The following is a 22,628-nucleotide window of genomic DNA, read 5'->3' as shown; positions in this document are numbered from 1 at the left end:
GTCCGGTCGGCGCAGCGGTCAGTCGTCCGGGTCGAGGTCGTGCTCCTGTCGGAGAGCAGCGGCCTCGGCGGGCCGGTCGAGCAGATCCAGGGCACGGGCCAGCAACCACGCGGTCTGGCGGACCGGCCGTGATCCGGCCGGCAACCCACCGAGTACGCGACGCAGCAGCGGCTCCGCCTCGGCCGGCCGGTCCAGTCGGAGCAGCAGCTCACCGACGAGGACCTCCACCTGGGCCGCCTCACCGAACGCCTCGATCGACCGCAACCGGTCGGGCACCCCGGCGAGTCGTTCCAGCGCCTCGTCGAGCCGCCCCTCCCCGGTCAGCACCCGCGCGCCCGTCTCGGCCATCATCGCCAGCTCGTACGTCACCGACGGCTCCGGTTCCGGCTGCCCGGCCAACACCGCCGCCAGCCCGTCCGCCAGTTCGACGGCGTGCACCGCCTCCGTCAGGTTGTCGGACCAGAACCAGGCGTACGCCTCCCGGCGGCGGGCGCGCAGCTCGTCCAGCGGCAGATCGGCGAGCCGGTACGCGGTGGCAGCGGCGGCGAACCGCTCGGCGGCCACGGCGTCCCGGTCGGCGTCATACAGGATGCCGCCGGCCTCCTCCAGCACCTGGGCCCGGTACGGCAGGTTGTCCGGACCGTCCAGGTTGACGGACAGCTGCTCCAGCAGGGCCAGCGCCGGATCGATCTCGCCAAGCCCGGCGTAGACGCCGGCCAGCAGGTGCCGGCAGCGGTCGGCCTCCCCCTGGGCGCCCAGCCGGTCCAGGCCGAGCACGGCCTCCTCGGCGACCTCGGCCGCCTCCGCGAGCCGACCCACCACCCGGTACGCGTTCGCCAGCTCCCAGCGCAGGAACGCGTCCCCCTCGGCGCCACGCTCGACACAGAGCGTCACCGCCTCGACGAAGTCGTCCACCGCGTCGGCGGCCCGGCCGGCGGAGAGCAGCACCCGCGCGCGGGCGACCCGTACGGGCAGCTCCGCGTCCGCCGGCACGACTTGCAACGCCTCGTCGCAGGCGGCCACCGCCTCCGCCGGACCGTCGACAGTCCTCGCGCAGGTCAGGCAGGCTGCCACGACCAGCTCGCCGACGCCCAGATCACGGGCGATCCGGCGCGCCTCCTCGGCGGCGGCACGGGCCTCGTCGACGCGGTCGGACTGCTCCAGCAGATGTGCCCGGTGCAGCGCGACCCGGGCCGCCAGGTGCTCATCACCACCCGCATCGGCAGGCACCCGGTCCAGGGCCGCGAGGGCGTCCGCCCACCGTTGCCGGTGCAGCAGCGCCAGCGCCAGCCGGTCGTGCCCGGCGGCACGCTGCCGGACGTCGCCGAGCCGATCCAGCGCCTCGGCGGCCTCCCGGACCAGCGCGAGCCCTTCCTCGGCGTACTCATCGACGCGGGTCAGCAGCACGCCGAGTCGCCCCGCGACCACCTGGGCGGGCAGCTCCTCACCCGCCGCGCGGTACAGGTCCAACGCCGCCCGGTTCAGCTCGACCGCACCCTCGATGTCGTCCTCGTCGCCCCGCTCGGCGGCACGCAGCGCCAGCCGGTGCGCGACCGTACGCGACGGCAGGTCGGCGGTGCCGAACCCGTCGTCGTACGCGGCCAGCGCCGCCTGGAACGTCACCCGGTCGTGCCGGCCCCAGCTCTCCTCGGCGAGGGCCAGCAGCTCGTCGGCATCGGCGGGCAGGGGCACGGTGGACGCCTCGACCGGCGCTCGGCCAGGCCGCTCGGACACGGGCCCCGCCACGCCGGTCGGTGCGTTCCCGCCCGGTCGGACCGGACGACGACGGACGCTCGCGGAGAGCGGCAGGTGCTCGCCGCCGGGCCGTACGGCGAGCCGACGCGCCATCCACTCCGACTGGTGGGTGGTCCCGTTGCGGGCGTCGAAGCGGGCCGCCAGCTCGGTCGCCGTCCCGGCCAACTCCTCGGCCAGCGCCGGCACCGACACCTCGGCAGCCGGCCGGCCCTCGGCGGCTCGGCGGTACACGGTCGCCGCGCCGGCCCGGAGCAGCGCGGCGGCCGCGGTCGCCGCGAAGTGCATGGCCGCGGCCGGCGACGGCGGCCGGTCCAGCCAGTCCAGGTGCCGCTCGACCAGCTCCACCGCCCGCGCCTCGTTACCGGTCAGCGTGCAGAACTCGATGTGGTCGCCGATGTCCCACAGGTCGGCGAGGCTGCCGCGCAGCTTGCGGTACGCCTCCCGATGCGCGTCACGCGCCGACTCACCCCGGCCGGTACGCAGGTACGGCAGAAGGAGCGCCGTGAGGATCGCCTGCGGCTGCTCGGTGCAGGTCAACCGGCCGGCGAGCACCGGCTCGGCGAGGGCCACCGCCTCGGCGTCCCGTCCGGTGTCGGCGAGATAACCCACCTGGCTCGTCGGGTCACAACCGGCGCAGTCGGACAGGTCGTCGCGGGGCGTCGTCTGCCACAGCCGGTACCAGTGCGCGGCGGCCTCGGCGTCACCCACGTGGTCGGCGACCCGAAACCGGTGCTTGTAGACGGTCTGCAGGCTGTGTCCACCGGCCCGGTAACGCCGCTCCATGTCGTCAAGCACGGCGTAGGTGCGGTCCAGTGGCACCTCGGGGAACTTCAGCAGACCCGAGACCATGTACTTGAAGTGCCACAGCAACTGGTGCAGGTGGCGCTGGTGGTAGGGCTGCGGGTCACGGTCGAACTCGGACAGGCACCAGGAGAACGTCACGAACGACTTCGCCGGCTCGCCCCCGTAGACGTACCCGGTCGTCGCCTGCATGCGGGTGACAAAGGCGAGGTGCCGGTCGTCGGCGGCGTCCACCCGGCGCAGGAGCTGCTCCAGCGCGGCGATCTGCCCCGCCCCGTGGGGCATGTCGGCGATGCCGCGCAGCACCCGCCACAGGTCCTCGTCGCTCATGGCTGCTCCCGTCCCGGCACGGCCCGGCCGAGTAGGCCGAGGAAGGAATCGTTCAACAGCGCGGCGTCGGCCGCGCGGATCGGATGGTGCCCGAGCAGCAGCGCCTGCCCGTACAGCGCCTCGACGGCGAGCCCGACCAGCTCCGGGTCGCCCAGCATCGTGACCCGCCGTACCAGCGGGTTGCGGTGGTTGAGCACCAGTTGCGGGCGGTCCGGTGGGGCGGTGGCGGCGAGCGCGTCGAGCACCCCGCCCCACAGCTCGTCGGCCCGGTCGCGGCTGGCGGCGAGCTGGTCGTTGAACGCCGCCGACCGGCTGACCAGGTAGAGCGCGGGCAGCGAGACCGGGTCGTACGCCCGGATGACCACCTCGCAGCCGGAACGCTCGACGGCCCGCTGCGCTGCGGTGAGGAACGGACGCAGGGCCAGTTCCACGGAGGGGTCGAGGGCCTCGAACCGGGTGGTGAGGTCACTCGGCTCGAGTCGTTCGATCAGCACCGAGCGCTCCACCGCCGGCAGCCGCTCGATCAGCTCGGTGTCGTACGTGTAACCGGCGTTGACCACCGCCAGATCCTGCGCGGCGGCCACTGCGGCGAGCTGACGGAACTCGTCGAGGCTGGCCGCGTAGCGGAGCACCCCGTAGCGTTCCCGGAACTCGGCGAGCGTGAGCGTGAGCGTGCCGACGTTGGTGTCCATCGGCCACCACCTGTCAACCAGCCGGAGCATGTCGTCGTCGTGCAGCGCCAGCGCCTTCACGCCGAGGTGGTGCACCTGGAGGAACTCGGCCAGCCGGTGCGGGTCGTGCCGCGCCAGACGGACCAGCCAGCCGCGTACCTGGTCGCCGAGCGCCTCCCGGGTCGCGTTGAGGAGGGTGTCCTCGTAGAGGGCCTCGCGGCTGGCCGTCGGGCGCAGCTCGGTCGCGTCGACGACGCAGTGCGCGAAGAACGCCCAGTCCGGCAGCAGGCCGTCGGCGTTCTCGGTGAGCAGCATCCGCTTGAGGTACACGCGGTGCCCGGCGCGGGCCGCCGGGTTCACCGGGGTGGGCAGGATGACCGCGACACCGGTCAGCCCGGCCTCGGGAACGTTCAGCGGCAGCACGTCGAACGGGTCCACGCCGAGCGTCTCGCGGGCGTACGCGATCAACGCCGCCCGGTCGACCGGCGCTCCCGCCGTCGTCGGCCAGGGCGGCTCGCCGACGGTGGTGACCACGTCGCCGACCCGGACGGTGACCGGCAGCAGCGAGCCGAAGAGCCGCGCCAGGTCGACGACGGTCGGGGTGCTGAACCACTGGTCGGCGTCGCGGCGGGGCACCAACGTCACCGTCGTGCCCACCTCGGCGCGGGCGGCCTCCGGTGGCGCCACGGTCACCGCGTACCGGCCGTCGGCGTACCCGGTCCACCGGACCGTGGGGTTGTCGCCGTGGCGGGTGAGCACCTGGATCTCGTCGGCGACCAGGAAGCAGGAGAGCAGGCCGATGCCGAACTGGCCGAGGAACTCGTGCCGGGAGAAGCCCAGCTCGTCGCGTTTGGAGCTGCGGCCGATGGTGGCCAACAGCTCGTGCACCTGCGCCTCGGTCAGGCCGACGCCGGTGTCGTGCACCCGGAGGGTGCCGTCGCCGGTGATCTCCGGCGGCTCGATGCGGACCAGCGCCGGCGCGTCCGGCTCGGTCGTACGCCGGGCGGTGATCGCGTCCACGGCGTTCTGGAGCAGCTCACGGACATAGACCCGAGGGCTGCCGTAGAGGTGATGGCTGAGCAGGTCGACCACGCCACGCAGGTCGACCTGGAAAGTGTGGTCCACGCCTGTGCTCTCCCCGGTCCCGATGCCGGCGCTCACCGTACCCAAGATCACGATGGTCCGCGTCCTCCTTTCGCCCGGCGGCTTGACCCTCGCCCCGGTCGAACCGGCACGGTCGGCGGCATGACCTCTTCCGCTCTGGTCCGGGACTTCCGGCTGCTCTGGTCCGCCGCCGTAGCGTCCCGCTTCGGGGATGCGCTGCGGACGCCGGCGCTGGCGCTGCTGGCGGCGACACTGACCCGTGACCCCCGGGTCATCGCCGGTGTCACCGTGGTCGCGCAGGTGCCGCCGCTGCTCTTCGGCCTGCTCGGCGGCGTGTACGCGGACCGCTGGGACCGCCGTCGGACGATGGCCCGCGTCGACGGGCTACGCGCTGCGGTGGTGGCGGCGCTGGCCGTGGCGGTGGCCGTCGACCGGGCCGCCATCGTGCTGCTGCTGGTGGCGGCGTTCCTACTCGCCACGCTGGGCACCCTCTTCGACTCCGCGTCGTTCGCGCTGCTCCCGGCGCTGGTGCCGTCGGCCGCGCTGCCCCGGGCGAACGGCCGCCTCCAGGCGGGTTCGGCGGTGGCGGGTGGCTTCCTCGGCGCTCCGGCAACCGGCATCCTGTTCGCCACCGCCCCGGCCCTGCCGTTCGCCCTCGACGCCGTCACCTTCGCGGTGGCCGCACTGCTCGTGCTGGCGCTCGGCCTGGACCGTGGTCACGCCCGACCCGGAGGCCGGTCGCGGGGCACCGCTGATCGAGATGGCCGGCGAGCAGGGCGGACTGACGCTGCGCAGCCGGGCCGCCGTCGACGGCGCGGTCCGCTCCGAGCAGCGGATCACCGTGGACGAGCTGCCCAAGCCGTACCAGGTGAACGAGTTCCACGGCCGGGGCTGGCTGCACAGCGGCCGGTTGGCCAGCGCCGCGTGGATCGTCAACAACGAGATCCACGGCGCGGAGGGGGTGGCCGTGCTGGACTCCCGCACCGGCTCGGTGACTCACCTGCTCGACCTCGGGCGGGACCGCGCCAAGGGCTGCTGCCCGGTGCTGGGCTGGGACAACAGGGGCGCGGTGCTGCTCCGCCTGGAACCGGCCGCCCTGGCCCGCTGGGACCCGGAGACCGGCGCGATCACCGGAATCATCGCCGACCTGCGGGGCGTGCTGACGCTGGCCGGCTGAGGCTCGTCGAGTGCTCAGCCGGCCGAGCCCGCCCCTCAGGCGGCGATGCCGCCGGGCTGGTCGCCCTTGACCACGGGCGCCCGGACCAGGTTGCCCCACTCCGTCCACGAACCGTCGTAGTTGCGCACCTGCGGGTAGCCCAGCAGGTGCCGCAGTACGAACCAGGTGTGGCTGGACCGCTCACCGATCCGGCAGTACGCGATCACGTCGTCGTCCGGGCTGAGCCCGAGCTGGTCGGCGTAGATCGCCTTCAGCTCGTCGGCGGACTTGAACGTCCCGTCCTCGTTCGCGGCGGACTTCCACGGCTTGCTGACCGCGCCCGGGATGTGCCCGCCGCGCAGCGCGCCCTCCTGCGGGTAGTCCGGCATGTGCAGCATCTCGCCGGTGTACTCGCCCGGAGACCGCACGTCGACCAGCGGTCGGCCCACGGCGATGTGCGCCATCACCTGCTCGCGGAACGCGCGCAGCGGCGCGTCGTCCCGCAGCGGCACCGGGTAGTCGGCGCGTGGTCGGGCCAGCTTGTCTCGGGTCAGCTCGCGCCCCTCGGCGATCCACTTCTGCCGGCCGCCATCGAGCAGCCGCACGTCGGCGTGACCGAAGAGCGAGAAGACCCAGAGGGCGTACGCGGCCCACCAGTTGAAGTTGTCGCCGTAGAAGACCACCGTGTCGCCCCGGCCGATGCCCTTCGCGGCGCACATCTCGGCGAAGGCCGTCGCGTCGAGGTAGTCCCGGGTTACCTGGTCGTTGAGGTCGAGGTGCCAGTCGACCTTCACGGCGCCGGGGATGTGACCGGATTCGTAGAGCAGGACGTCCTCGTCGGACTCGACCACGACGAGGCCCTCGTCGCCCAGGTGCTCGGCCAACCAGTTGGTGGTTACCAGCCGCTGCGGGTCGGCGTACGACTGGAGGCGGGGATCAGGATCGTTCGGCACAGACATGATCCCCAAGGTACGCCGGATCGCCGCCGGCATCCGCCGTAACGGGACCGGCTTACCACCCGTCCGGGTCGGTGAGCGCCCGCCCGGTCCGGGCCACCGTCGGGTGGCCCGGACCGGGGAAGCTCTCAACTGCTCGGCGGTAGGTTGCCGACGAAGAAGATGAAGGATGCCGCATCCGACTGGGCGCCGTCCCGGTCGATGCTCCAGACAGTGAGCGAGGTCAGGCCGTGCGCACGTTTCAGTCGACGATCGGCCCGAGCAGCGGACGCTTCGCGGTCACCGTGTCACCGGACGACCGGCCGGTGAGCCGCCGCTTGATCCACGGGGCCAGGTACTGCCCGGCCCAGCGCAGGTCGGCCGCGCGGGCGGCGAGCCACGGCGAAGGCGCCGGGTGCGGCGGAACCATCAGCCACTCCTCGTCACAGCCCACGCCGAGCGCGTTCAACACCTGCCCGGCGACCCGCCGGTGCCCGGCCGGGGAGAGGTGCAGCCGGTCGGTGCTCCACAGCATCGGGTGGAGGAACGTGTCGTCGGCGTACAGGTCGACCAGGATCGCGCCGTGCCGCGCGGCGGTCTCACCGACCGCCTGGTTGAGCAGTTCCACCCGGGGAGCGACGAGGCGCTGACCGGGAAGCCGCGCCATCACGTCCGCGAATCGGAAGAGCAGCACGTCCGCGCCGCCCGAACGGAGCTGCCGGACGACATCATCGAAGCGGGAGACCAGCGCCTGCGGGTCGAAGCTCCGACGCAGGACGTCGTTGCCGCCGGCCGCGAAGCTGATCAGGTCGGGCTTCATCGCCACCGCGGAGGGCACCTGCTCGGCGACCACGCTGGGAAAGAGCCGGCCCCGGATGGCCAGGTTCGCGTACCGGAAGTCGGGGCCTGCCTCGACGGCGAGTCGGGTCGCCACCAGGTCCGCCCACCCCCGGTAGGTGCCATCCGGGTACGCGTCGTCCATACCCTCGGTGAAGCTGTCCCCGACCGCGACAAAACTGCGCCAGCGCACCCGCGCCCCCTCACGCCACCCGTTGCCTGCGGCGACCAGTCTGTCACCGCGGGCACCACGCCCGATGCCCCGACCGGCCGACGTGGCGGACGTCATGCGACCGCCTTGATCGACGGACTTGATCGACAGATCATCCGGCGGCACCGGATCCTGGGGTCCTGCGAGCGATGTCACGGCCGGGTTGGAACGTGCGGAGCGCCGACATGGACCCGGGAGCACGTGACGGCGTACCGCCACGCCGGCAATCGGACGACCGACTAGCCCGCCCGGACACAGTCACAAATCCGGCTGATGGCGGAGTGTCGTGGCTCGCCCACCAGGCCCCACAATGGAGAGCCGGTCACCGGGCCACGCAGCGGGGAGGGCCTAGCGGGCCCGAATTGGATCGCCGTACCCGGAACACGGTCATTAGGCTGCGCGAATGCTGCTACGCATGTCGACCCTGTTGCTGCGGACCCTGCGGGAGGATCCGGCCGACGCGGAGGTGCCGAGCCACCGGCTGCTGCTGCGCGCCGGTTACATTCGTCGCGCCGCACCGGGCGGCTACACCTGGCTGCCGCTGGGCAAGCTGGTGCTCGACCGGATCACCGATGTGGTGCGCGCCGAGCTGAATGCGATCGGCGACCAGGAGGTGCACTTCCCGGCGCTGCTGCCCGCCGAGCCGTACCGGACGAGCGGCCGGTGGACGGAGTACGGCGACGACATCTTCACCCTCGCCGACCGGCGCGGGGCCGAGCACCTGTTGGCGCCCACCCACGAGGAGATGGCGGCGCTGCTGGTCAAGGACCTGTTCACGTCTTACCGGGATTTCCCGGTGACGCTGTACCAGGTGCAGACGAAGTTCCGCGACGAGGCGCGGCCCCGGGCCGGTCTGCTGCGCGGCCGGGAGTTCCTGATGAAGGACGCGTACTCCTTCGACCTGGACGAGGCGGGACTGCGGGACGCGTACGCCCGACACCGGTCGGCGTACCAGCGGATCTTCGACCGGCTGGGCCTGGACCACACGGTGGTGCACGCGATGTCCGGCGCGATGGGCGGCTCGGCGTCGGAGGAGTTCCTGGCCGCGACGCCGGTCGGCGAGGACACGTTCGTCGGCTGCACCGCCTGCGACTACGCGGCGAACACCGAGGCCGTCCTCACCCGGGCGCCCGCCGCGGGCGACCCCGCCGCCCAGCCCGCGACCCAGGTGCACGACACCCCCGAGACCCCGACGATCGTCAGCCTGGTCGAGCTGGCGAACAGCCGCCGGCTCGGGGACCGGGACGACTGGACCGCCGCCGACACCCTGAAGAACGTCGTGTTGACGATCCGTCAGCCCGGCGCCGAGCGGGCCGAACCCCTGGTGGTCGGGTTGCCCGGTGACCGCGAGGTCGACCTGAAGCGGCTCGCGGCCGCGCTGGAGCCGGCCCAGGTGGCCGTCTTCGACGAGTGGGCCGAACATCCGGAGCTGGTACGCGGGTACATCGGTCCGCAGGTGCTCGGCAAGCTGGGCATCCGTTATCTGGTCGATCCCCGGGTGGTGACCGGCTCCGCGTGGCTGACCGGGGCGAACGAGCCGGGTCGGCACGCCACCGACGTGGTCTGCGGGCGGGACTTCACGCCCGACGGCACGATCGAGGCGGCCGAGGTACGCGCCGGTGGCCCCTGCCCCGAGTGCGGCGATGGCGAGCTGACCATCCGGCGGGGTATCGAGATCGGGCACATCTTCCAGCTCGGTCGCCGGTACACCGACGCGTTCGCCGTCGACGTGCTCGGGCCGGCTGGCAAGCCGGTCCGGCCCACCATGGGCTGCTACGGCATCGGGATCTCCCGGGCGGTCGCGGCCATCGCCGAACAGCACCACGACGAGCGGGGGCTCCGCTGGCCGACTGCGGTCGCGCCCTGTGACGTACACCTGGTGGTCGCCGGCAAGGGCCCGCAGCTCGACGCGGCGCTGGACCTCGGCGGGCGTCTGGCCGCCGCCGGCCTGCGGGTGCTGGTCGACGACCGGACGCACGTCTCGGCCGGGGTGAAGTTCACCGACGCCGAGCTGATCGGCATCCCGCGCGCCGTCGTGGTCGGCCGCCGACTCGCCGACGGGTACGTCGAGCTGCGCGGGCGGGCCGGCGACGGGCGGGCGGAACTGCCGTTGGACGGTGTGGTGGAACGGATCGTCGACGAGGTCGACCGGGAGCGTGCGAACCTGGTGTAGCCGCCGCGTCACGGGGTAGTGCAGTCGGATCGGGTGATACGTCTTCGGAGGCTCTCATGACCGGTTACCGGGTCAGCGACGTGATGACCAAGCAGGTCGTGTACCTGTCGGCGGAGACAACTCTGGACGAGGCGGCCAGGGTGATGAAGGAGGCGGACATCGGCGACGTCGTGGTCACCGACGGCGCCACCCTCGCCGGCATGCTCACCGACCGGGACATCGTGGTCCGGGCGGTCGCCGAGAACGCCTCACCGGCGGCCACCACCATCGGCTCGATCGTCACCCGCGAAGTGGTCATGATCGAGCAGCACTGCACGGCCGGTGAGGCCGCGGCGCTCATGCGGGACCGGGGACTCCGCCGGGTGCTGGTCTGCGACAGCGACCGCAAACTGGTGGGGATCGTCTCGCTCGGTGACCTGGCCATGCAGCTCGACCCGACCAGCGTGTTGAGCGAGATCAGCGAACAGTCGCCGACCACGTGAGCCGTCGGCGTCGGCGTCGGCGTCGGCGTCGGCGTCGGCGGTAGCCTCGACTCATGGCTGACATGCCGGCCCGACTGGCCGAGATCGTCGACGAGTTCGCCGCCGCGCCGCGCGACCTGGTGCTCGAGATGCTGCTGGAGTACGCGGACGTCATCCCGCCGCTGCCCGCCGACGCCGCCGGGCACGAGGGCATGGAGCAGGTGCCCGAGTGCCAGACCGCGTTCTTCCTACGCGCCACGGTGACGCCGGACGGGCTGGTCGAGACGCTCTTCGACTGCCCGCCGGAGGCGCCGACCACCCGGGCGTTCGCCGGGATCCTCGCCGAGGGGCTGGCCGGCGCGAGCGCCGAGGAGGTGCTGGCCGTTCCGGACGATCTCTACCAGCGGATGGGCCTGGCTCAGGCGATCAGCCCGCTGCGGGTGCGGGGCGGCACCGCGATCCTGGGCCGACTCAAGCGGCAGGTCAGGGAACGACTCGACTGACCGGGCAGTTGCCACCGATCGTGGAGATCGAGATCTACGCGGACGTCGTCTGCCCGTGGTGCTTACGCGGTCAGTGGCGCCCAGGAGACGTCCACGCTCCTCGCCGCGCTGACCGAGGTCGAGCAGCGGGAGGCCGCCGCCGGCCAGGAATTGACAGGCGTGATGTTTCACGTGCAACGGTATCGATGTCGGTGCCTGGTCAGGCCGGCCTGGCCAGGCCCTCCACCACCTGCGCGCCGGGCAGCGCGCCCAACGCCGGCCCCGGCAGGGCGATCTTGCTGTGCCGTACGCCGGACCCGATGATCACGTGCGGGGCGGCGATCACCCGCGCGTCGACCAGGATCGGCCACTGGGCCGGCAGCCCGATCGGGGTGATGCCGCCGTACTCCATCCCGGTCAACTCGACGGCGTCGGCCAGCGGGGCGAAGCTCGCCTTGGGCACGTCCAGCGCCTTGCGGGTCACCCCGTTCACGTCGACCCGTGTGGTCGCCAGCACGATGCAGGCCGCGTAACGGACCACACCCTCATGCTTGCCGGCCACCACGACGCAGTTGGCCGACACGTCCAGCCCCACCTCGTACGCCTCGCAGAACGCCGCTGTGTCGGCAAGATCGGCGTCGATCGGCGCGACCAGCACGTCGTCGACATCCACCGGCGCGTCGGCCGGCCACTGGGCGATGGCCTCCGCCACCGGCGCGGCGAGCAGATCGAGGCGCACACGGGCGGGTTCGGTCTTCAGCGTTCCCATCACGGGTGCGATCCTCGCACCCGTGCCGCCGGCCCGCCCGCCGACTCCCGCGGCGTCCCGCGACACCACCTCCGCGTCGCGGTTCAACTGCCCGCGAGAAACGCGTTGTCGCGCATGAAGGAACGATCGCGGGCGGCCGCCAGCTCTTCTTCACGGCGGGCCCGGGCCCGCTGAAGCTCCAGGTCCTCCAGCGCGTGCCGGATGCCCAGCCGGATCACGCCGTAGAGGAAGACGAAACCGAAGACGTAGAGGATCACCGTGGTGACGACAACGAACATGGCGTCACCGTAAGACGAACGTGAACCGGCATCCTTCTCATCTCCGCGCGGTTCCCCCGTACGTGTCCAGGACGCCCGGGGGCCTCAGCTCGACCGGAGCAGGTCCAGCACGGTCAGCAGCGCGAAGAACGCGATCACGATCTCGTTGACGATCCAGGCGTGCCCCTCAGCCCACTCCCGCATCCGGGCGAGCACCCGCGCGGCCTTCTGCCCGAGCAGCACCAACGCCAGCAGCGGCACGGCGAGCAGGAGCACGGTGAGCAGCACGAACGGCACCAGGTGCCACCACGGAAGGTCGTGCCGGGCCACGGTCGCGCCCACCGTCGCCATCGTGAGGTCGTCGGTGGGCGTCACCACGAAGAGCAGCGCGCCCGTCCGCGCCGCCCAACGCGGATCGGCGTGGCTGACGCTGCCCAGCCACCGTGGCGGCCCGGACCGGCTACGGCGCAGCCAGATCACCACGGCCAGGACCACCAGCAGGGCGAGCACCACCAGGTCGATGGCCGGACCACGGTCGATCCTGCGCGCGGCGGTGCTGGCATCGGTCGCCAGTCCACCCAGCACCCGGGTCAGCAACCAGCTCGCCGTCACACCGGCGGCGACCACCAGCCCGGCGCCGGCGAGAAAGCCCGACGACGCAGCCCGGGGTCGGTCGGACGAGGCGAGGAAGACCGCCACGACCAGTTGGGTCCCGGCGACCATCACCACGGCCAGCGGCAGGACGGTCAGGAAGCTCATCGCCTGCCATCCTCACGCCCGTCCCGTGCGGACACGTCGAATCGCCGGCGGATCACCCGCCCGGCCGCGTACCCCCGGCACCACGACCGCGCGACGGTCGGCATGGCCGTGCCCACCGCCAACGCCTCGAACGCGAGCAGCGACACCAGCGCGACACTGCCCACCGTCATCGCCCGAAGCCGAGGTGCGAACAGCCCAACGGGCGCTGGGGCGAGGGTGGCGGTTCGACTCGACATGCACCGAGCCTGCGACCTCGACCCGGACTCATGTCAACCAGGGGGTGACCCGGTCCTCGTCAACTTTCCTCGAGCGCCTCCCCGACACCGCGTACCAGTCCCGAGAAGTGCTGGTCCGCCAGGAGATGCCCGGCGGTGATCACCAGGGCGAGCGGCCACTCGATCACCTGCAACGCGGCCAGGACACCGAGCCCGGCGTAGTAGGCGACCTTGTCCGGCGGCGGTACGGCCACGTCACCCAGCATGGGCAGCGCGACCCGCCGGCTGTACATCTGGACGTTCTCGCGTGAACCGTTGAGATGTCGCGTCAAGGTGCTCATTCCGGCCTCCCCGTGTCCGGTGCTGGGCGTCGGATTCCACCGACCACGCCGTCCATGCACCGTCGGCGGCGCAAAGTTCCGGCGGTCCGAGGGGCATAACGGACGTCAGGTCGGGAAGCCAGGCCGCCGGATGCGAGGGTGGCGGGAGGACGAGATGACCGACGGCACAACAAGCGGCAGCGGGGAGTCGGGTCGTCGTCCGTCCGGCCGTACGCCTCGATGACGGCGGCGGGTCGCGCCGCCGGCCGCCTCCTGCCGTCCATCGGCGTGCCGCACCTCGTCGGTGCGGCGTCCCGGACCGTCGGGTCGGCCGCGAACCGGCTCGCCCGGACGGCCGGCCTGTCCCGACGCCGGATCTGGTCGCGCCCCGGCCGCCACCACATCGAGGTGCACGGCGTCTGCCAGGACGGCGGCGACCGGTTGGCCCGGCAGGTGGAGGCCGCGCTGGAACGGCTGCCCGGTGTCGTCTGGGCCCGGGTGAACGCCCCGTCCGGCCGGGTCGTGGTGGCCGTGCAGGCCCCCGAGCCGCGGCTGCGCGACCTCATCGCCACGATCAGCCGAATCGAACGGACCTGCGACCACGATCCGGACCCGGAGATCCCGCCCCCGCAGCCGCCGGAGGAGGGGCCGCGTACGCCGCGCACCCTCGGCGCGCTCGCCTCGGACGCGCTGGGCCTGACCCTCTCGGCGGCCACCCGGATTCTGCCGTTCACACCGTTGCCCGGTGAGGTCGCCGGCCTGTTGGCCGCCGCGGACCTACAACCGAAGCTGCACGCCTTCGTCGGCAGACGGCTGCGCTCCGACCCCCGCGCCGACGTCATCTTCCCGCTGGCCGAGGCGGTCGTGCAGGGTCTGACCGGCAGGTGGACGGGGATAGTGCTGGACGGCGCCCAACGGATGGTGCAGTGGGGCGAGGCGCGGGCCCAACTCGCCGCGTGGGAGAAGGCCGAGCCGCGGCTGACCGGCGACCCGGAACGCGCCACCGCCCGGTGGCCGGCGGTCGACCGGCCCTGCCCGAAGCCGGACGGCCCGGTCGAGCGCTACATCAACCGGATGCTGGCCGCCGGTGCGGCGGCGGCAGCGGCGGCGACGCCGTTCGCCGGGCCCAAGCGAGCCGCCGCGCTGGGCCTGTCCGCGCTGCCGAAGGCCCCGGGCAGCGGACGGGAGGGGTACGCGGCGCAGCTCGGCCGGGTCCTCGCCCGCCGCGGCGTGATCGCGATGGACCGCAGCGTGCTGCGGGAGCTGGACCGGATCGACACGCTGGTGCTGGACGCCGCGGTGCTCGGGTCGGAGCGGGGCGTACTCGCCGATCTCGCTCCGGCGGCCGGGGTGGACGTTGACGAGGTGGCGGAGCGGGCGTTCACACTCTTCGACCCCGCCGACCCGACCGGTTCGCGGGAGTCCGACGGCTGGCGGCTCGCACCCCTGGACCGGCTGCCCGCAGGCGATCACGGGGACGTGCCGGACGGCGAGCGGCTGCGTACGGCCGGTGGACAGATGCTGGGGCTGACCAACGGGGGACGCTTGGCGGCGCTGCTGCGGGTCGAACCGGAGCCCGCGCCCGGGGTCGACGGTCTACCGGCCGTCGCGCGTCACGCCGGACTGAGACTGGTCGTGGCCGGTGGTGACGAGCAGCGGTACGACTTCGCCGACGCGCTGCTGCCGGGCGGCGACCGGCTGGCCGACTCCGTACGCGGGCTCCAGCACGACGGCGCGGTGGTGATGCTGGTCTCCGGTGACCGGGCGGCGCTCGGCGCGTCCGACTGCGGCCTGGGGATGTCCGCTGCCGAGGAGCTGCCCCCGTGGGGAGCGCACCTGCTGGTCGGCACCGACCTGCGGGTGGTGGCCCTGGTGATCGAGGCGACCGGGGCGGCCCGGCGGATGACACAGCAGAACATTCGTCTCGCCATGGCGGGCACCGGGCTCGGGGCGCTCGGCGCGTTCACCGCCCCGCCGACCCAGCTGCCGGACCGCTCGCTCGTGGCGGTCAACGGCGCGGCCGGGTTGGCCTTCGCGAATGGGGTCTGGCGGGCCAGCCGGCTACCCGACCGGTCGGACACCCCGGCGCCGGTGGCGACGGCCTGGCACCTGATGCCGGTCCGGACCGTGCTCGACCGCCTGGACACCACGCCCGACGGGTTGACCAACGCGGAGGCGCAGCGCCGATACGACGGCCACGGCACCGGCGGTGGCGACAACCCCGCCGGCGGTGGTGGACTGCTACGGGCGTTCCTGGACGAGCTGTCGAACCCGCTCACTCCCGTCCTGGCGGCCGGGGCGGTGCTGTCCGCGTCGTTCGGCTCGCTCGTCGACGCGGCGCTGGTCGGCAGCGTCGTCGGCGGGTCGGCCCTGATCGGGGCGGTGCACGAGCGCAACACGGAACGTTCGCTGGCGGAGCTGCTGTCGCGTTCGGCGGTCACCGCCCGGGTGCGCCGGGACGGGGCAGAGCAGGTCGTCGCGGCCGAGGACCTCGTCCTCGGGGACGTCATCGCCCTCGAACCGGGTGACTCGGTGCCGGCCGACTGCCGGGTACTTGAATCGGTGGGGTTGGAGGCGGACGAGTCGTCGCTGACCGGCGAGTCGCTGCCGGTCACCAAGAGCAGTCGGGCGGTCGTCGCCGCGGCAATCGCCGACCGGCACTCGATGCTGTACGAGGGCACCACCGTCGCCGCCGGTCACGGCACCGCCGTGGTGGTGGCGACCGGCGCCGACACCGAGTCCGGCCGTAGCCTGGCGCTGGTCCGTCAGGCGCCCCCGACCAGTGGGGTGGAGGCTCGACTCGGCTCGTTGACCAGCGCCGCCATCCCGTTGGCCGCCGGCTCGGCAATCGCCGTGGCCGGGGCGGGACTGCTTCGGGGCGTACCCCTGGCCGAAACGGCGGCGACCGCCGCGAACCTGGCCGTCGCCTCGGTGCCGGAAGGGCTGCCGTTCCTGGTCAGCGCGGCGCAGCTGGCCGCCGCCCGGCGCCTCGCCGAGCACGGCGCGTTGGTCCGGAATCCGCGCACCATCGAGGCGTTGGGTCGGGTGGACGTGCTCTGCTTCGACAAGACCGGCACCCTCACCGAGGGCAAGTTGCTGCTCGCCGGGGTCGGCGACGGTGTCGGCGACCGGTACGCGCCGGTGGACCGCCTGGACGACCGGCTCCGGTTGACCCTCGCCACGGCGCTGCGGGCCACCCCCGCGGCGGCCGATCCGGAGGAGTTGGCGTTGCAGACCGACCGGGCGGTCCGGCGGGGCGCCGCCACGGCTCAGGTCGTGGAGCAGAGCGGCGCGCCGGGCTGGCGTGCCGCCGGTGGTCTGCCGTTCGAGCCGTCCCGCGGCTACCACGCCAGCATCGGCGAGACCGACGGTCGCCTGCTGTTGAACGTCAAGGGCGCCCCCGAGACGGTGCTGCCGCGGTGCGCGAGCCGGCGTACCGACGGCCGGCAGGAGCCGTTGGACGATGCCGGCCGCGCGGAACTGCACCGCCTGCTGGCCGACCGGGCGGGAGCCGGGCACCGGATCCTCGCCGTCGCCGAGTGCCACGTGGACACCGCGCAGATCACCGACTCCGTCGTCCGAGGGCTGACCTTCGTGGGGTTCCTGGCACTCGCGGACGGGGTCCGGGAGAGCGCCGCACCGGCGGTACGCCGCATCCGGCAGGCGGGCGTGCACACCATCATGATCACTGGTGACCACCCGGCCACCGCCGAGGCGATCGCGGCCACCATCAGCGAGCACGACGAGCAGCGGGTGGTCACCGCCAGCGAACTCGACAAGCTCGACGACGAGGCGCTCGCCGAGCGACTGTCCGCCACCGACGTCGTGGCCCGCTGCACCCCGACACACAAGGTGCGGATCATCCAGGCGTTGCAGAGGTGCGGGCGGACCGTGGCGATGACCGGCGACGGCGCCAACGACGCTCCGGCGATCCGGCTGGCCGACGTCGGCATCGCCCTCGGCCAACGTGGCACGCCGGCGGCCCGGGCGGCCGCCGACCTGGTCGTCACCGACGACCGGTTGGAGACCATCATCGCCACCCTGGTCGAGGGCCGCGCCATGTGGTCGTCGGTCCGGCACGCGCTGAGCATCCTCGTCGGTGGCAACCTGGGCGAGATCGCGTTCAGCGTGCTCACCGCCGCGGCGACCGGCCGCTCCGCCCTCACCGGCCGGCAACTGCTGCTGGTCAACCTGCTCACCGACCTGGCACCGGCGCTCGCCATCGCGGTCCGGCCACCCGCGTCGGACCGCACCGACGGGCTGCTCCGGGAAGGCCCCGACGCGTCGCTCGGCGAGACCCTCAGCAGGGAGATCGGGCTGCGCGCGGCGTCCACCACGCTGGGCGCGACCGTCGGCTGGACGTTGGCCCGGTACACCGGCCGACAGCGGCGGGCCGGCACGGTCGCCCTCGTCTCGCTGGTCAGCACCCAGCTCGGACAGACCATCCTGGCCGGAGGCACCAGCCCGGCGGTGCTGGCGTCCACGGCGGCGTCGCTGGGAGTGCTTGTCGTGGTGGTGCAGACGCCGGGGCTGAGCCAGTTCTTCGGCTGCACACCACTCGGCCCGGTCGGCTGGACCATCGGCGCCGGATCGGCGCTCGGCGCCACCGTCGCCAACGGCGCGCTCACCAGGCTCGTCGCGCATCTCCCGTCGGCCCGACCCGACCTCGCCCAGCCCGTCGACGGCGACTGACCACCAGCTCGCCCGCTTGGGCACCACCGGCCGGGGTACCGGAGTCCGAGGAGATGGGGAGGTGTGATCGTCGCCATGGGAGCCATCGGATTGGCAATGTCACTCCTGTGGCTCTGGGCAGGTCCGCGCTTCCAGCGGCTCGCCCGTCGACGGCACTCCCGCTCCTGACGCCGTCCGTCACCGTTCTTCGGCGCAAGGAGAGTCCGCTGCTCCGCCCGGCACATCACCGAAGTGGCCCGGGGAGCGCCAGCTCCCCTCGTATCGTCTTTCCGGCCAACTCGACGCGCTCCGGATGAAGTCGGTCGTCGCCCAATAGACGACCCGGCGCGTTGATACAGCGTTGGCCGGACCGGGCGCTACACACCGGACAGTGGAGAAACCGCGGCAGCGCCCGGGCTCGACCAGAACTGCCAGTCGGTCGAGCGCACGACGTTCAAGGACATCCGCGAGCTGTTCACCTTCGACCTGGACACCGCCAGTGTCAGCCAGCTACGGCTGCTGACACACCGGATCCTGTCTGCCGCAGACAAGGAAGCCCTGCCCACCCTGCCCGACGTCATCCAGGAGCGGCTGGGCGGCACCTCGGATGACCTGCGCGCCTGGCTCAAGAAGGACGCGCAGACCGTCTGGGCGATCGCTCTGCGGATCAAGGTGGGGCAGACGATGACCGGCGCTGGCCCGAACGTGAAGGAGGCCGCACAGAAGACGCTCGACTCCGAAGCCGTCGACCCTTACCTGGCCTACCTGAACGAGGGCCTGTACGACGCGGGCGCTGGACTGCAAGTCCCAGCCCACCCCGACGCCGACGCCGACGCCGCAGCCCACCCCGACGCCGAGCGCCACGTCGACCGTCGCGCCGACCGCGGCCACCTCCACGAGCCCGGTCGCTGCCGGCGGTGACGGCGGCGGACTGCCCGTGACCGGTACCGATACCGCGACCGTCGCCGGCATCGGCGGTGCGCTCCTGCTCGTCGGTGGCGCGAGCTTCGTGATCGCGCGGCGACGCCGTTCCCGCTTCGTGGCGTAGCTCGATCTGACGCGCCCGACTCGACACTCCGTCGGGCCGGGCGCGTCGGCGTTTGACCGGCGTGACCGACCCTTGAGGGGTCCGAGTGCGGCCCGCTGGCATTCGCCCCCGCCCGACGGTTACTGGTCGGTGACCGGCTCATTCACCTTGCCGCCGGCCGACCGGGCCGCATGGCGCCGACTAGGCTCCTGCCGTGCCCCGCTTCGAACTGGTCACGGTGGTCCCCGCCAGCCCGGCTTCCGTGTTCGCGGCCTGCCTCGACGTCGACGCGCACACCCTCTCCATGGGTGCCAGCGGCGAGCGGGCCGTTGCCGGAATCACCAGTGGACGCCTTGGCCCCGGCCAGACGGTGACCTGGCAGGCGCGATACTTCGGCGTCCAGTGGCGGATGACCGTGCAGATCACCGAGTACGAGTCGCCGCACCGATTCGTCGACGAGCAGGTCAGTGGACCGTTTCGTCGCTGGCGTCACGAACACGTCCTCACCTCTGATCCGGCCCAGCGGCGTCATTGGCTCGGTTCTGAACTCAGCGGCGGAACGCGCCAATAAGGCGATCATCCGGCAGCAAGATCATGGCTGACTTGTGCCCAGCCCGTGCCCGTTGATCTTGCAACGCGGTATTGCCTAATCAGAGGCGGTATTCGGTGGAGCCCAGGGGACTCGAACCCCTAACCCCTGCCTTGCAAAGGCGGATGACAGGCGTTGGACGCTATCGGCGAGTCACGTTGCTTGCCGTTCTTCGTCCAACGCCTGTCGTCTGTTGGTGGGGAATCACAACCGTTGTCAGCGCTTTCGCTGACTTTCTGCTGACGCCCTGGTTCTAGGCGGCCAGGCCAAGCAGAGCACCGGCCCGCGTGTTGAACTGCTGTACTTCGTGCAGGTTGCCAAACGGCTTCAAGCGGCGTTGCAGGTCGCGCACGGTCTCGATCGCCCGCGACGAGTTGACGGACGCGGCCAGGTCCACGACCCGCGCCGCTCGCGACGCGGCAGCCTCGACGTTGGCCCTGTCAAGGTCAGCGACCGAGAGCGCCGCCTCGCTAAGCGCCCCTCGACGAGCGCGCCCCTGCCGTCGAGCCCCAGCGGCAGACTCGTTGGCGAAGCGCTCAAGCTCGTCGGGCTGGCCCAGGTCGCGAAAGCAGTGCGCTGCCTCGCCGAAGATGTACGGCGCGTCGATGAACTTCGCCCAGGCCGGTTCGTCGTCGTGGACCACCCGCCCAAACACCTGCTCTGCCCTGACTACCGACGCAGCCGCGGTGACCGACTCTCCGAGAGCTGCGAGCGCACGCCCCTCAAGGATGTGAAGATCAGCGAGGCAGGCAGGTGAGTCACCTTCGGCCAGACCGTGGCGGCCAGCGCGAGCCAGCATCAGCGCCTCGCGGGGGTGGCCGAGTAGGTTTGCCTGATCGGACATGCCGGCGAGTACGTGCGCCCCGAGAGCAGCGCTGTCGGCCGCCTGCGCCAGGCGTAGCGCCTGGATCAGGTACCGCTGCGCTAGCCCGTGCTCGCCATCGTCGTACGCCATCCAGCCCACCAGGTACGACTGCTCCGCTGCGGCTTCATAGAGCGCACGCTGAACGGCCGGTTCGTGTTCCCGCTTGATCAAGGGCAGAACGTAGCTCTGCATGTACTCAACCAGGGCGGTCCGGGCGTGTCCACCACCGCGCATCACGTCCATGTCCTGAAAGAGCGCGAACATCTCCCGAATGCCGGCCACTTGGCGCATGCCCACCTGGCGCGGCCCGCGCTCGGTTGTCGTCTCGTCAAGCGTGGCCAGGAGCCAGTCTCGGCTAGGTGCACCCAGCGCGGCCAGCACGAATGGCGCTTTCACGATGTCGCGGCGCTTCACGTCAGCTCTCCCGAGATCGATGATTGTATCCACTGTTGCGTGTGGATCGTCTCCGTACTCCAACCCTCGCGCGGCCAGGGTTTCTTCCTCAGTCATGCCGATGTCAGATGGGCTAATCCGCCGACCGACGCGCTCCGTTAGTGCCCGTGCGAGCAGCATTGGAACCGGCGAGCGTGGCGTCTCTCCGCGCTTTACCCAGCGGTTGACGGCGGTGTAGTCGTACCGCAGAGCCAGCCCCTCGACTGCGCCGAGATCGTTGACTCGCCTCGCCAGCCCGGCCCACGAAATGCCTGCCTCGACAACGAGCGCCGCGAGAGCGTCATTCGGTTCGTTCACGTGTCCGCCTCCCCATGGGCCTACCTCGGACGGTACCGGCTGAGCGGTACGCCGGGATACGCCCACATGGGTCAGCGCACTTCACATGGGGTTTCACATGGTGCTGACCACTGCCAAAGCGAGGTTTCCTCGTTGCATGGCAGCGAGATCAACGAACACCGCGAATGACCGTCTTCACGGTCGCCTGCGACACGCCGGCTGCATCGGCAATCTCGGGAACGGTGTGGTCAGTGGAGCGGCGCACGTCGCGAATGAGTTCATCTCGCTCTTGCCGCAAGGCGTCGAGCGCTTGGGTGGCTTTGCGAACGCGGTCAGCGAGCTTCTGAAGATCCTCAAGAGCGGTCATGCGGGGAGTGTAGCGGCTAGACGGCTACCGAAGATACGACTAGACAGCTACCGGCTAGCCGGCTAGCGTATGGCCCATGGAAGCGGCCCCGGCGGGGAGGCAACCCCGCCGGGGCCAGTACATCAACCGCTCTCCCAGCGAAGGAGTACGAAGATGCAGGTCAAGGGTATCCCGGCACCTCGGACGATGGACAGTCGCGCGTTCACGGCTTTGGCGGTGCAGTTCCGGCCCTCGCGGTTGAACGGTGCGGGTGTGTGCCTGTACTGCGAGACGCGGTGGTGCCAGGAGGCGCGGTGCGTCGCGGTGCACGCCAAGTCGTTGTGGGCTCCGTGCCCGCAGTGCGACGGGTTCAGCTTCGGGCGGTGCGAGAACTGCCTCAACGGTGTGGTGGAGGTCGACCGGGCCGGGCTGATCGAGTTGGCCGATCGGGTGCTGCCGGCCACCCCGGAGCAGTCGGCGGCGTTCGCGGTGGCCGCGTGATGGCCCGGCCGAACTCGACCCGAATGCGGGCGATCAAGCGGGCGTTGGCCGACCGCGACGGCGCGGGGTGCTTCTACTGCGGCCACCCGTTCCCGGCGCTGATCACCGCGACGGTTGATCACCTGATCCCGCAGAGCCTTCTACCGGGCTGGGCGCTGATGAACCTCGTCCTTGCCTGCCGGCCGTGCAACCAGCGCAAGTCCGGGCAGCTCCCGCAGGTGTTCCTGCGCCACGCCGGCCAGGTGCCGCAGCTGCGACCGGCGGGCCGCTTCGTCACCACCGTTGCCGCGCTGACGGGCCGCCTGACGCGCGTCGAGCTGCGCCCGACGACAACCCCGGTTGCCGCCACCAGTCGGTGACGAATGCCGCCAGGCGGGTTCCGTCACGCAGATCAAACCGGCAAGCAGACCGCGCCGGATCTGACGTCACGAACCCGGGTCCGACCAGCACCAACCCACCTCAGACTTCACCGGAACGGAGTCACCCTGTGACCGCCACGAACAAGAGCCCAATGGACCGGCTGACGCCGGACTCTCCACCACCACCAACCCGGCCGGGCCGATCTTCGGACCCAGGTCTACGGCCACCACAACCGGCTGAAACACCCCGCAGCGGCGTCACGGACGGACCTGATCCCGCTGCGCAGTGTTTCAGCCGAACTGAC

The 22,628-nt window shown here is 72.0% G+C and carries 22 protein-coding genes and 1 pseudogene; 11 read left to right on the top strand and 12 right to left on the bottom strand.

From position 1 onward, the window contains the following. Positions 1–18: 18 nt before the first annotated feature. Together ACLQ24_RS02185 and ACLQ24_RS02180 are read right to left on the bottom strand one after the other, a co-directional pair. Complete coding sequence (locus ACLQ24_RS02185) at positions 19–2,886, bottom strand: hypothetical protein (RefSeq protein ID WP_425888713.1); 2,868 nt, start codon at positions 2,884–2,886, stop codon at positions 19–21. Then, positions 2,883–4,682: an HSP90 family protein gene (locus ACLQ24_RS02180; RefSeq protein ID WP_425888712.1), complete on the bottom strand. Its 1,800-nt coding sequence runs from the start codon at positions 4,680–4,682 to the stop codon at positions 2,883–2,885. The genes ACLQ24_RS02185 and ACLQ24_RS02180 overlap by 4 nt, the downstream gene beginning before the upstream one ends. Here ACLQ24_RS02180 and ACLQ24_RS02175 point away from each other — a divergent pair. Continuing rightward, a pseudogene (locus ACLQ24_RS02175) lies at positions 4,629–5,348 on the top strand (MFS transporter); the annotation flags it as partial. The gene ACLQ24_RS02180 and the pseudogene ACLQ24_RS02175 sit on opposite strands and share 54 nt — an antisense overlap. 25 nt (positions 5,349–5,373) lie before the next feature. Beyond that, a complete protein-coding gene (locus ACLQ24_RS02170; RefSeq protein ID WP_425888711.1) occupies positions 5,374–5,838 on the top strand; it encodes a hypothetical protein in 465 nt (154 codons plus the stop codon). A gap of 35 nt (positions 5,839–5,873) precedes the next feature. Here the strand turns inward: ACLQ24_RS02170 and ACLQ24_RS02165 are convergent, their stop codons facing one another. Next, positions 5,874–6,776, bottom strand: a complete 903-nt coding sequence (locus ACLQ24_RS02165; RefSeq protein WP_425888710.1) for a sulfurtransferase — start codon at positions 6,774–6,776, stop codon at positions 5,874–5,876. Positions 6,777–7,014: 238 nt separating this feature from the next. Further along, entirely contained in the window at positions 7,015–7,782 is a 768-nt protein-coding gene (locus ACLQ24_RS02160) for an SGNH/GDSL hydrolase family protein (RefSeq protein WP_425888787.1), read from the bottom strand. 421 nt (positions 7,783–8,203) lie between these two features. Between ACLQ24_RS02160 and ACLQ24_RS02155 the strand changes: the two genes are divergently transcribed. The 3 genes from ACLQ24_RS02155 to ACLQ24_RS02145 are packed head-to-tail and all read left to right on the top strand — an operon-like array spanning position 8,204 to position 10,937. Next, positions 8,204–9,973, top strand: coding sequence for a proline--tRNA ligase (locus ACLQ24_RS02155; protein WP_425888709.1), 1,770 nt, complete (start codon positions 8,204–8,206; stop codon positions 9,971–9,973). A gap of 56 nt (positions 9,974–10,029) precedes the next feature. Further along, positions 10,030–10,455 carry a CBS domain-containing protein gene (locus ACLQ24_RS02150; RefSeq protein ID WP_425888708.1) on the top strand — a complete coding sequence of 142 codons (426 nt, stop codon included), beginning with the start codon at positions 10,030–10,032 and terminating at the stop codon, positions 10,453–10,455. Positions 10,456–10,508: 53 nt separating this feature from the next. Then, positions 10,509–10,937 carry a SufE family protein gene (locus ACLQ24_RS02145; protein WP_425888707.1) on the top strand — a complete coding sequence of 143 codons (429 nt, stop codon included), beginning with the start codon at positions 10,509–10,511 and terminating at the stop codon, positions 10,935–10,937. A 199-nt stretch (positions 10,938–11,136) separates the two neighbouring features. On the opposite strand, the gene ACLQ24_RS02140 is transcribed toward ACLQ24_RS02145, so the two are convergent. The 5 genes from ACLQ24_RS02140 to ACLQ24_RS02120 all read right to left on the bottom strand — a co-directional run bounded on the left by ACLQ24_RS02140 (position 11,137) and on the right by ACLQ24_RS02120 (position 13,257). Next, entirely contained in the window at positions 11,137–11,685 is a 549-nt protein-coding gene (locus ACLQ24_RS02140) for a YbaK/EbsC family protein (protein WP_425888786.1), read from the bottom strand. 83 nt (positions 11,686–11,768) lie between these two features. After that, complete coding sequence (locus ACLQ24_RS02135) at positions 11,769–11,963, bottom strand: hypothetical protein (RefSeq protein WP_425888706.1); 195 nt, start codon at positions 11,961–11,963, stop codon at positions 11,769–11,771. A gap of 84 nt (positions 11,964–12,047) precedes the next feature. After that, positions 12,048–12,701 carry a GAP family protein gene (locus tag ACLQ24_RS02130; protein WP_425888705.1) on the bottom strand — a complete coding sequence of 218 codons (654 nt, stop codon included), beginning with the start codon at positions 12,699–12,701 and terminating at the stop codon, positions 12,048–12,050. Continuing rightward, positions 12,698–12,937 carry a hypothetical protein gene (locus tag ACLQ24_RS02125; protein ID WP_425888704.1) on the bottom strand — a complete coding sequence of 80 codons (240 nt, stop codon included), beginning with the start codon at positions 12,935–12,937 and terminating at the stop codon, positions 12,698–12,700. The genes ACLQ24_RS02130 and ACLQ24_RS02125 overlap by 4 nt, the downstream gene beginning before the upstream one ends. 59 nt (positions 12,938–12,996) lie before the next feature. Further along, a complete protein-coding gene (locus ACLQ24_RS02120) occupies positions 12,997–13,257 on the bottom strand; it encodes a hypothetical protein (RefSeq protein WP_425888703.1) in 261 nt (86 codons plus the stop codon). A gap of 219 nt (positions 13,258–13,476) precedes the next feature. Between ACLQ24_RS02120 and ACLQ24_RS02115 the strand changes: the two genes are divergently transcribed. Further along, positions 13,477–17,928 carry an HAD-IC family P-type ATPase gene (locus ACLQ24_RS02115; RefSeq protein WP_425888785.1) on the top strand — a complete coding sequence of 1,484 codons (4,452 nt, stop codon included), beginning with the start codon at positions 13,477–13,479 and terminating at the stop codon, positions 17,926–17,928. Between the two features lie 223 nt (positions 17,929–18,151). On the opposite strand, the gene ACLQ24_RS02110 is transcribed toward ACLQ24_RS02115, so the two are convergent. Then, positions 18,152–18,292 (bottom strand): zinc finger domain-containing protein, encoded by a 141-nt coding sequence (locus ACLQ24_RS02110; protein ID WP_425888702.1) that lies wholly within the window; start codon positions 18,290–18,292, stop codon positions 18,152–18,154. 299 nt (positions 18,293–18,591) lie between these two features. On the opposite strand from ACLQ24_RS02110, the gene ACLQ24_RS02105 reads away from it, so the two are divergent. The 3 genes from ACLQ24_RS02105 (at position 18,592) to ACLQ24_RS02095 (ending at position 19,505) form a co-directional block, all read left to right on the top strand. Further along, entirely contained in the window at positions 18,592–18,828 is a 237-nt protein-coding gene (locus ACLQ24_RS02105; protein ID WP_425888701.1) for a hypothetical protein, read from the top strand. A 16-nt stretch (positions 18,829–18,844) separates the two neighbouring features. After that, positions 18,845–18,955 carry an LPXTG cell wall anchor domain-containing protein gene (locus tag ACLQ24_RS02100; RefSeq protein WP_425888700.1) on the top strand — a complete coding sequence of 37 codons (111 nt, stop codon included), beginning with the start codon at positions 18,845–18,847 and terminating at the stop codon, positions 18,953–18,955. Between the two features lie 193 nt (positions 18,956–19,148). Next, positions 19,149–19,505 (top strand): SRPBCC family protein, encoded by a 357-nt coding sequence (locus ACLQ24_RS02095; protein ID WP_425888699.1) that lies wholly within the window; start codon positions 19,149–19,151, stop codon positions 19,503–19,505. Positions 19,506–19,776: 271 nt separating this feature from the next. Here the strand turns inward: ACLQ24_RS02095 and ACLQ24_RS02090 are convergent, their stop codons facing one another. Both ACLQ24_RS02090 and ACLQ24_RS02085 read right to left on the bottom strand, forming a co-directional pair. After that, the gene (locus ACLQ24_RS02090) at positions 19,777–21,138 is read right to left on the bottom strand and encodes a hypothetical protein (RefSeq protein ID WP_425888698.1); all 1,362 of its coding nucleotides are present in this window, start codon (positions 21,136–21,138) and stop codon (positions 19,777–19,779) included. Between the two features lie 148 nt (positions 21,139–21,286). Then, positions 21,287–21,484 carry a hypothetical protein gene (locus ACLQ24_RS02085; protein WP_425888697.1) on the bottom strand — a complete coding sequence of 66 codons (198 nt, stop codon included), beginning with the start codon at positions 21,482–21,484 and terminating at the stop codon, positions 21,287–21,289. A gap of 153 nt (positions 21,485–21,637) precedes the next feature. Here ACLQ24_RS02085 and ACLQ24_RS02080 point away from each other — a divergent pair, with 153 nt between their 5' ends. Together ACLQ24_RS02080 and ACLQ24_RS02075 are read left to right on the top strand one after the other, a co-directional pair. After that, a complete protein-coding gene (locus ACLQ24_RS02080; RefSeq protein WP_425888696.1) occupies positions 21,638–21,964 on the top strand; it encodes a hypothetical protein in 327 nt (108 codons plus the stop codon). Continuing rightward, positions 21,964–22,323: an HNH endonuclease gene (locus ACLQ24_RS02075; protein WP_425888695.1), complete on the top strand. Its 360-nt coding sequence runs from the start codon at positions 21,964–21,966 to the stop codon at positions 22,321–22,323. Before ACLQ24_RS02080 ends, ACLQ24_RS02075 begins: the two co-directional genes overlap by 1 nt. Positions 22,324–22,628 lie beyond the last annotated feature (305 nt).

This window comes from Micromonospora sp. DT4 (genome assembly GCF_049841675.1).
GTDB lineage: Bacteria > Actinomycetota > Actinomycetes > Mycobacteriales > Micromonosporaceae > Micromonospora.
Note: the sequence above shows the minus strand (reverse complement) of the source record. Positions and strands in the feature narration are given on the sequence as shown.

What these genes read in the sequence shown, in the direction of transcription:
- ACLQ24_RS02185 (WP_425888713.1), bottom strand. Translation starts at nt 2,886, where the DNA reads ATGAGCGACGAGGACCTGTGGCGGGTGCTGCGCGGCATCGCCGACATG.
- ACLQ24_RS02115 (WP_425888785.1), top strand. Translation starts at nt 13,477, where the DNA reads ATGACGGCGGCGGGTCGCGCCGCCGGCCGCCTCCTGCCGTCCATCGGC.
- ACLQ24_RS02075 (WP_425888695.1), top strand. Translation starts at nt 21,964, where the DNA reads ATGGCCCGGCCGAACTCGACCCGAATGCGGGCGATCAAGCGGGCGTTG.
- ACLQ24_RS02105 (WP_425888701.1), top strand. Translation starts at nt 18,592, where the DNA reads ATGACCGGCGCTGGCCCGAACGTGAAGGAGGCCGCACAGAAGACGCTC.
- ACLQ24_RS02145 (WP_425888707.1), top strand. Translation starts at nt 10,509, where the DNA reads ATGGCTGACATGCCGGCCCGACTGGCCGAGATCGTCGACGAGTTCGCC.
- ACLQ24_RS02135 (WP_425888706.1), bottom strand. Translation starts at nt 11,963, where the DNA reads ATGTTCGTTGTCGTCACCACGGTGATCCTCTACGTCTTCGGTTTCGTC.
- ACLQ24_RS02165 (WP_425888710.1), bottom strand. Translation starts at nt 6,776, where the DNA reads ATGTCTGTGCCGAACGATCCTGATCCCCGCCTCCAGTCGTACGCCGAC.
- ACLQ24_RS02150 (WP_425888708.1), top strand. Translation starts at nt 10,030, where the DNA reads ATGACCGGTTACCGGGTCAGCGACGTGATGACCAAGCAGGTCGTGTAC.
- ACLQ24_RS02130 (WP_425888705.1), bottom strand. Translation starts at nt 12,701, where the DNA reads ATGAGCTTCCTGACCGTCCTGCCGCTGGCCGTGGTGATGGTCGCCGGG.
- ACLQ24_RS02120 (WP_425888703.1), bottom strand. Translation starts at nt 13,257, where the DNA reads ATGAGCACCTTGACGCGACATCTCAACGGTTCACGCGAGAACGTCCAG.
- ACLQ24_RS02155 (WP_425888709.1), top strand. Translation starts at nt 8,204, where the DNA reads ATGCTGCTACGCATGTCGACCCTGTTGCTGCGGACCCTGCGGGAGGAT.
- ACLQ24_RS02080 (WP_425888696.1), top strand. Translation starts at nt 21,638, where the DNA reads ATGCAGGTCAAGGGTATCCCGGCACCTCGGACGATGGACAGTCGCGCG.
- ACLQ24_RS02140 (WP_425888786.1), bottom strand. Translation starts at nt 11,685, where the DNA reads ATGGGAACGCTGAAGACCGAACCCGCCCGTGTGCGCCTCGATCTGCTC.
- ACLQ24_RS02085 (WP_425888697.1), bottom strand. Translation starts at nt 21,484, where the DNA reads ATGACCGCTCTTGAGGATCTTCAGAAGCTCGCTGACCGCGTTCGCAAA.
- ACLQ24_RS02125 (WP_425888704.1), bottom strand. Translation starts at nt 12,937, where the DNA reads ATGTCGAGTCGAACCGCCACCCTCGCCCCAGCGCCCGTTGGGCTGTTC.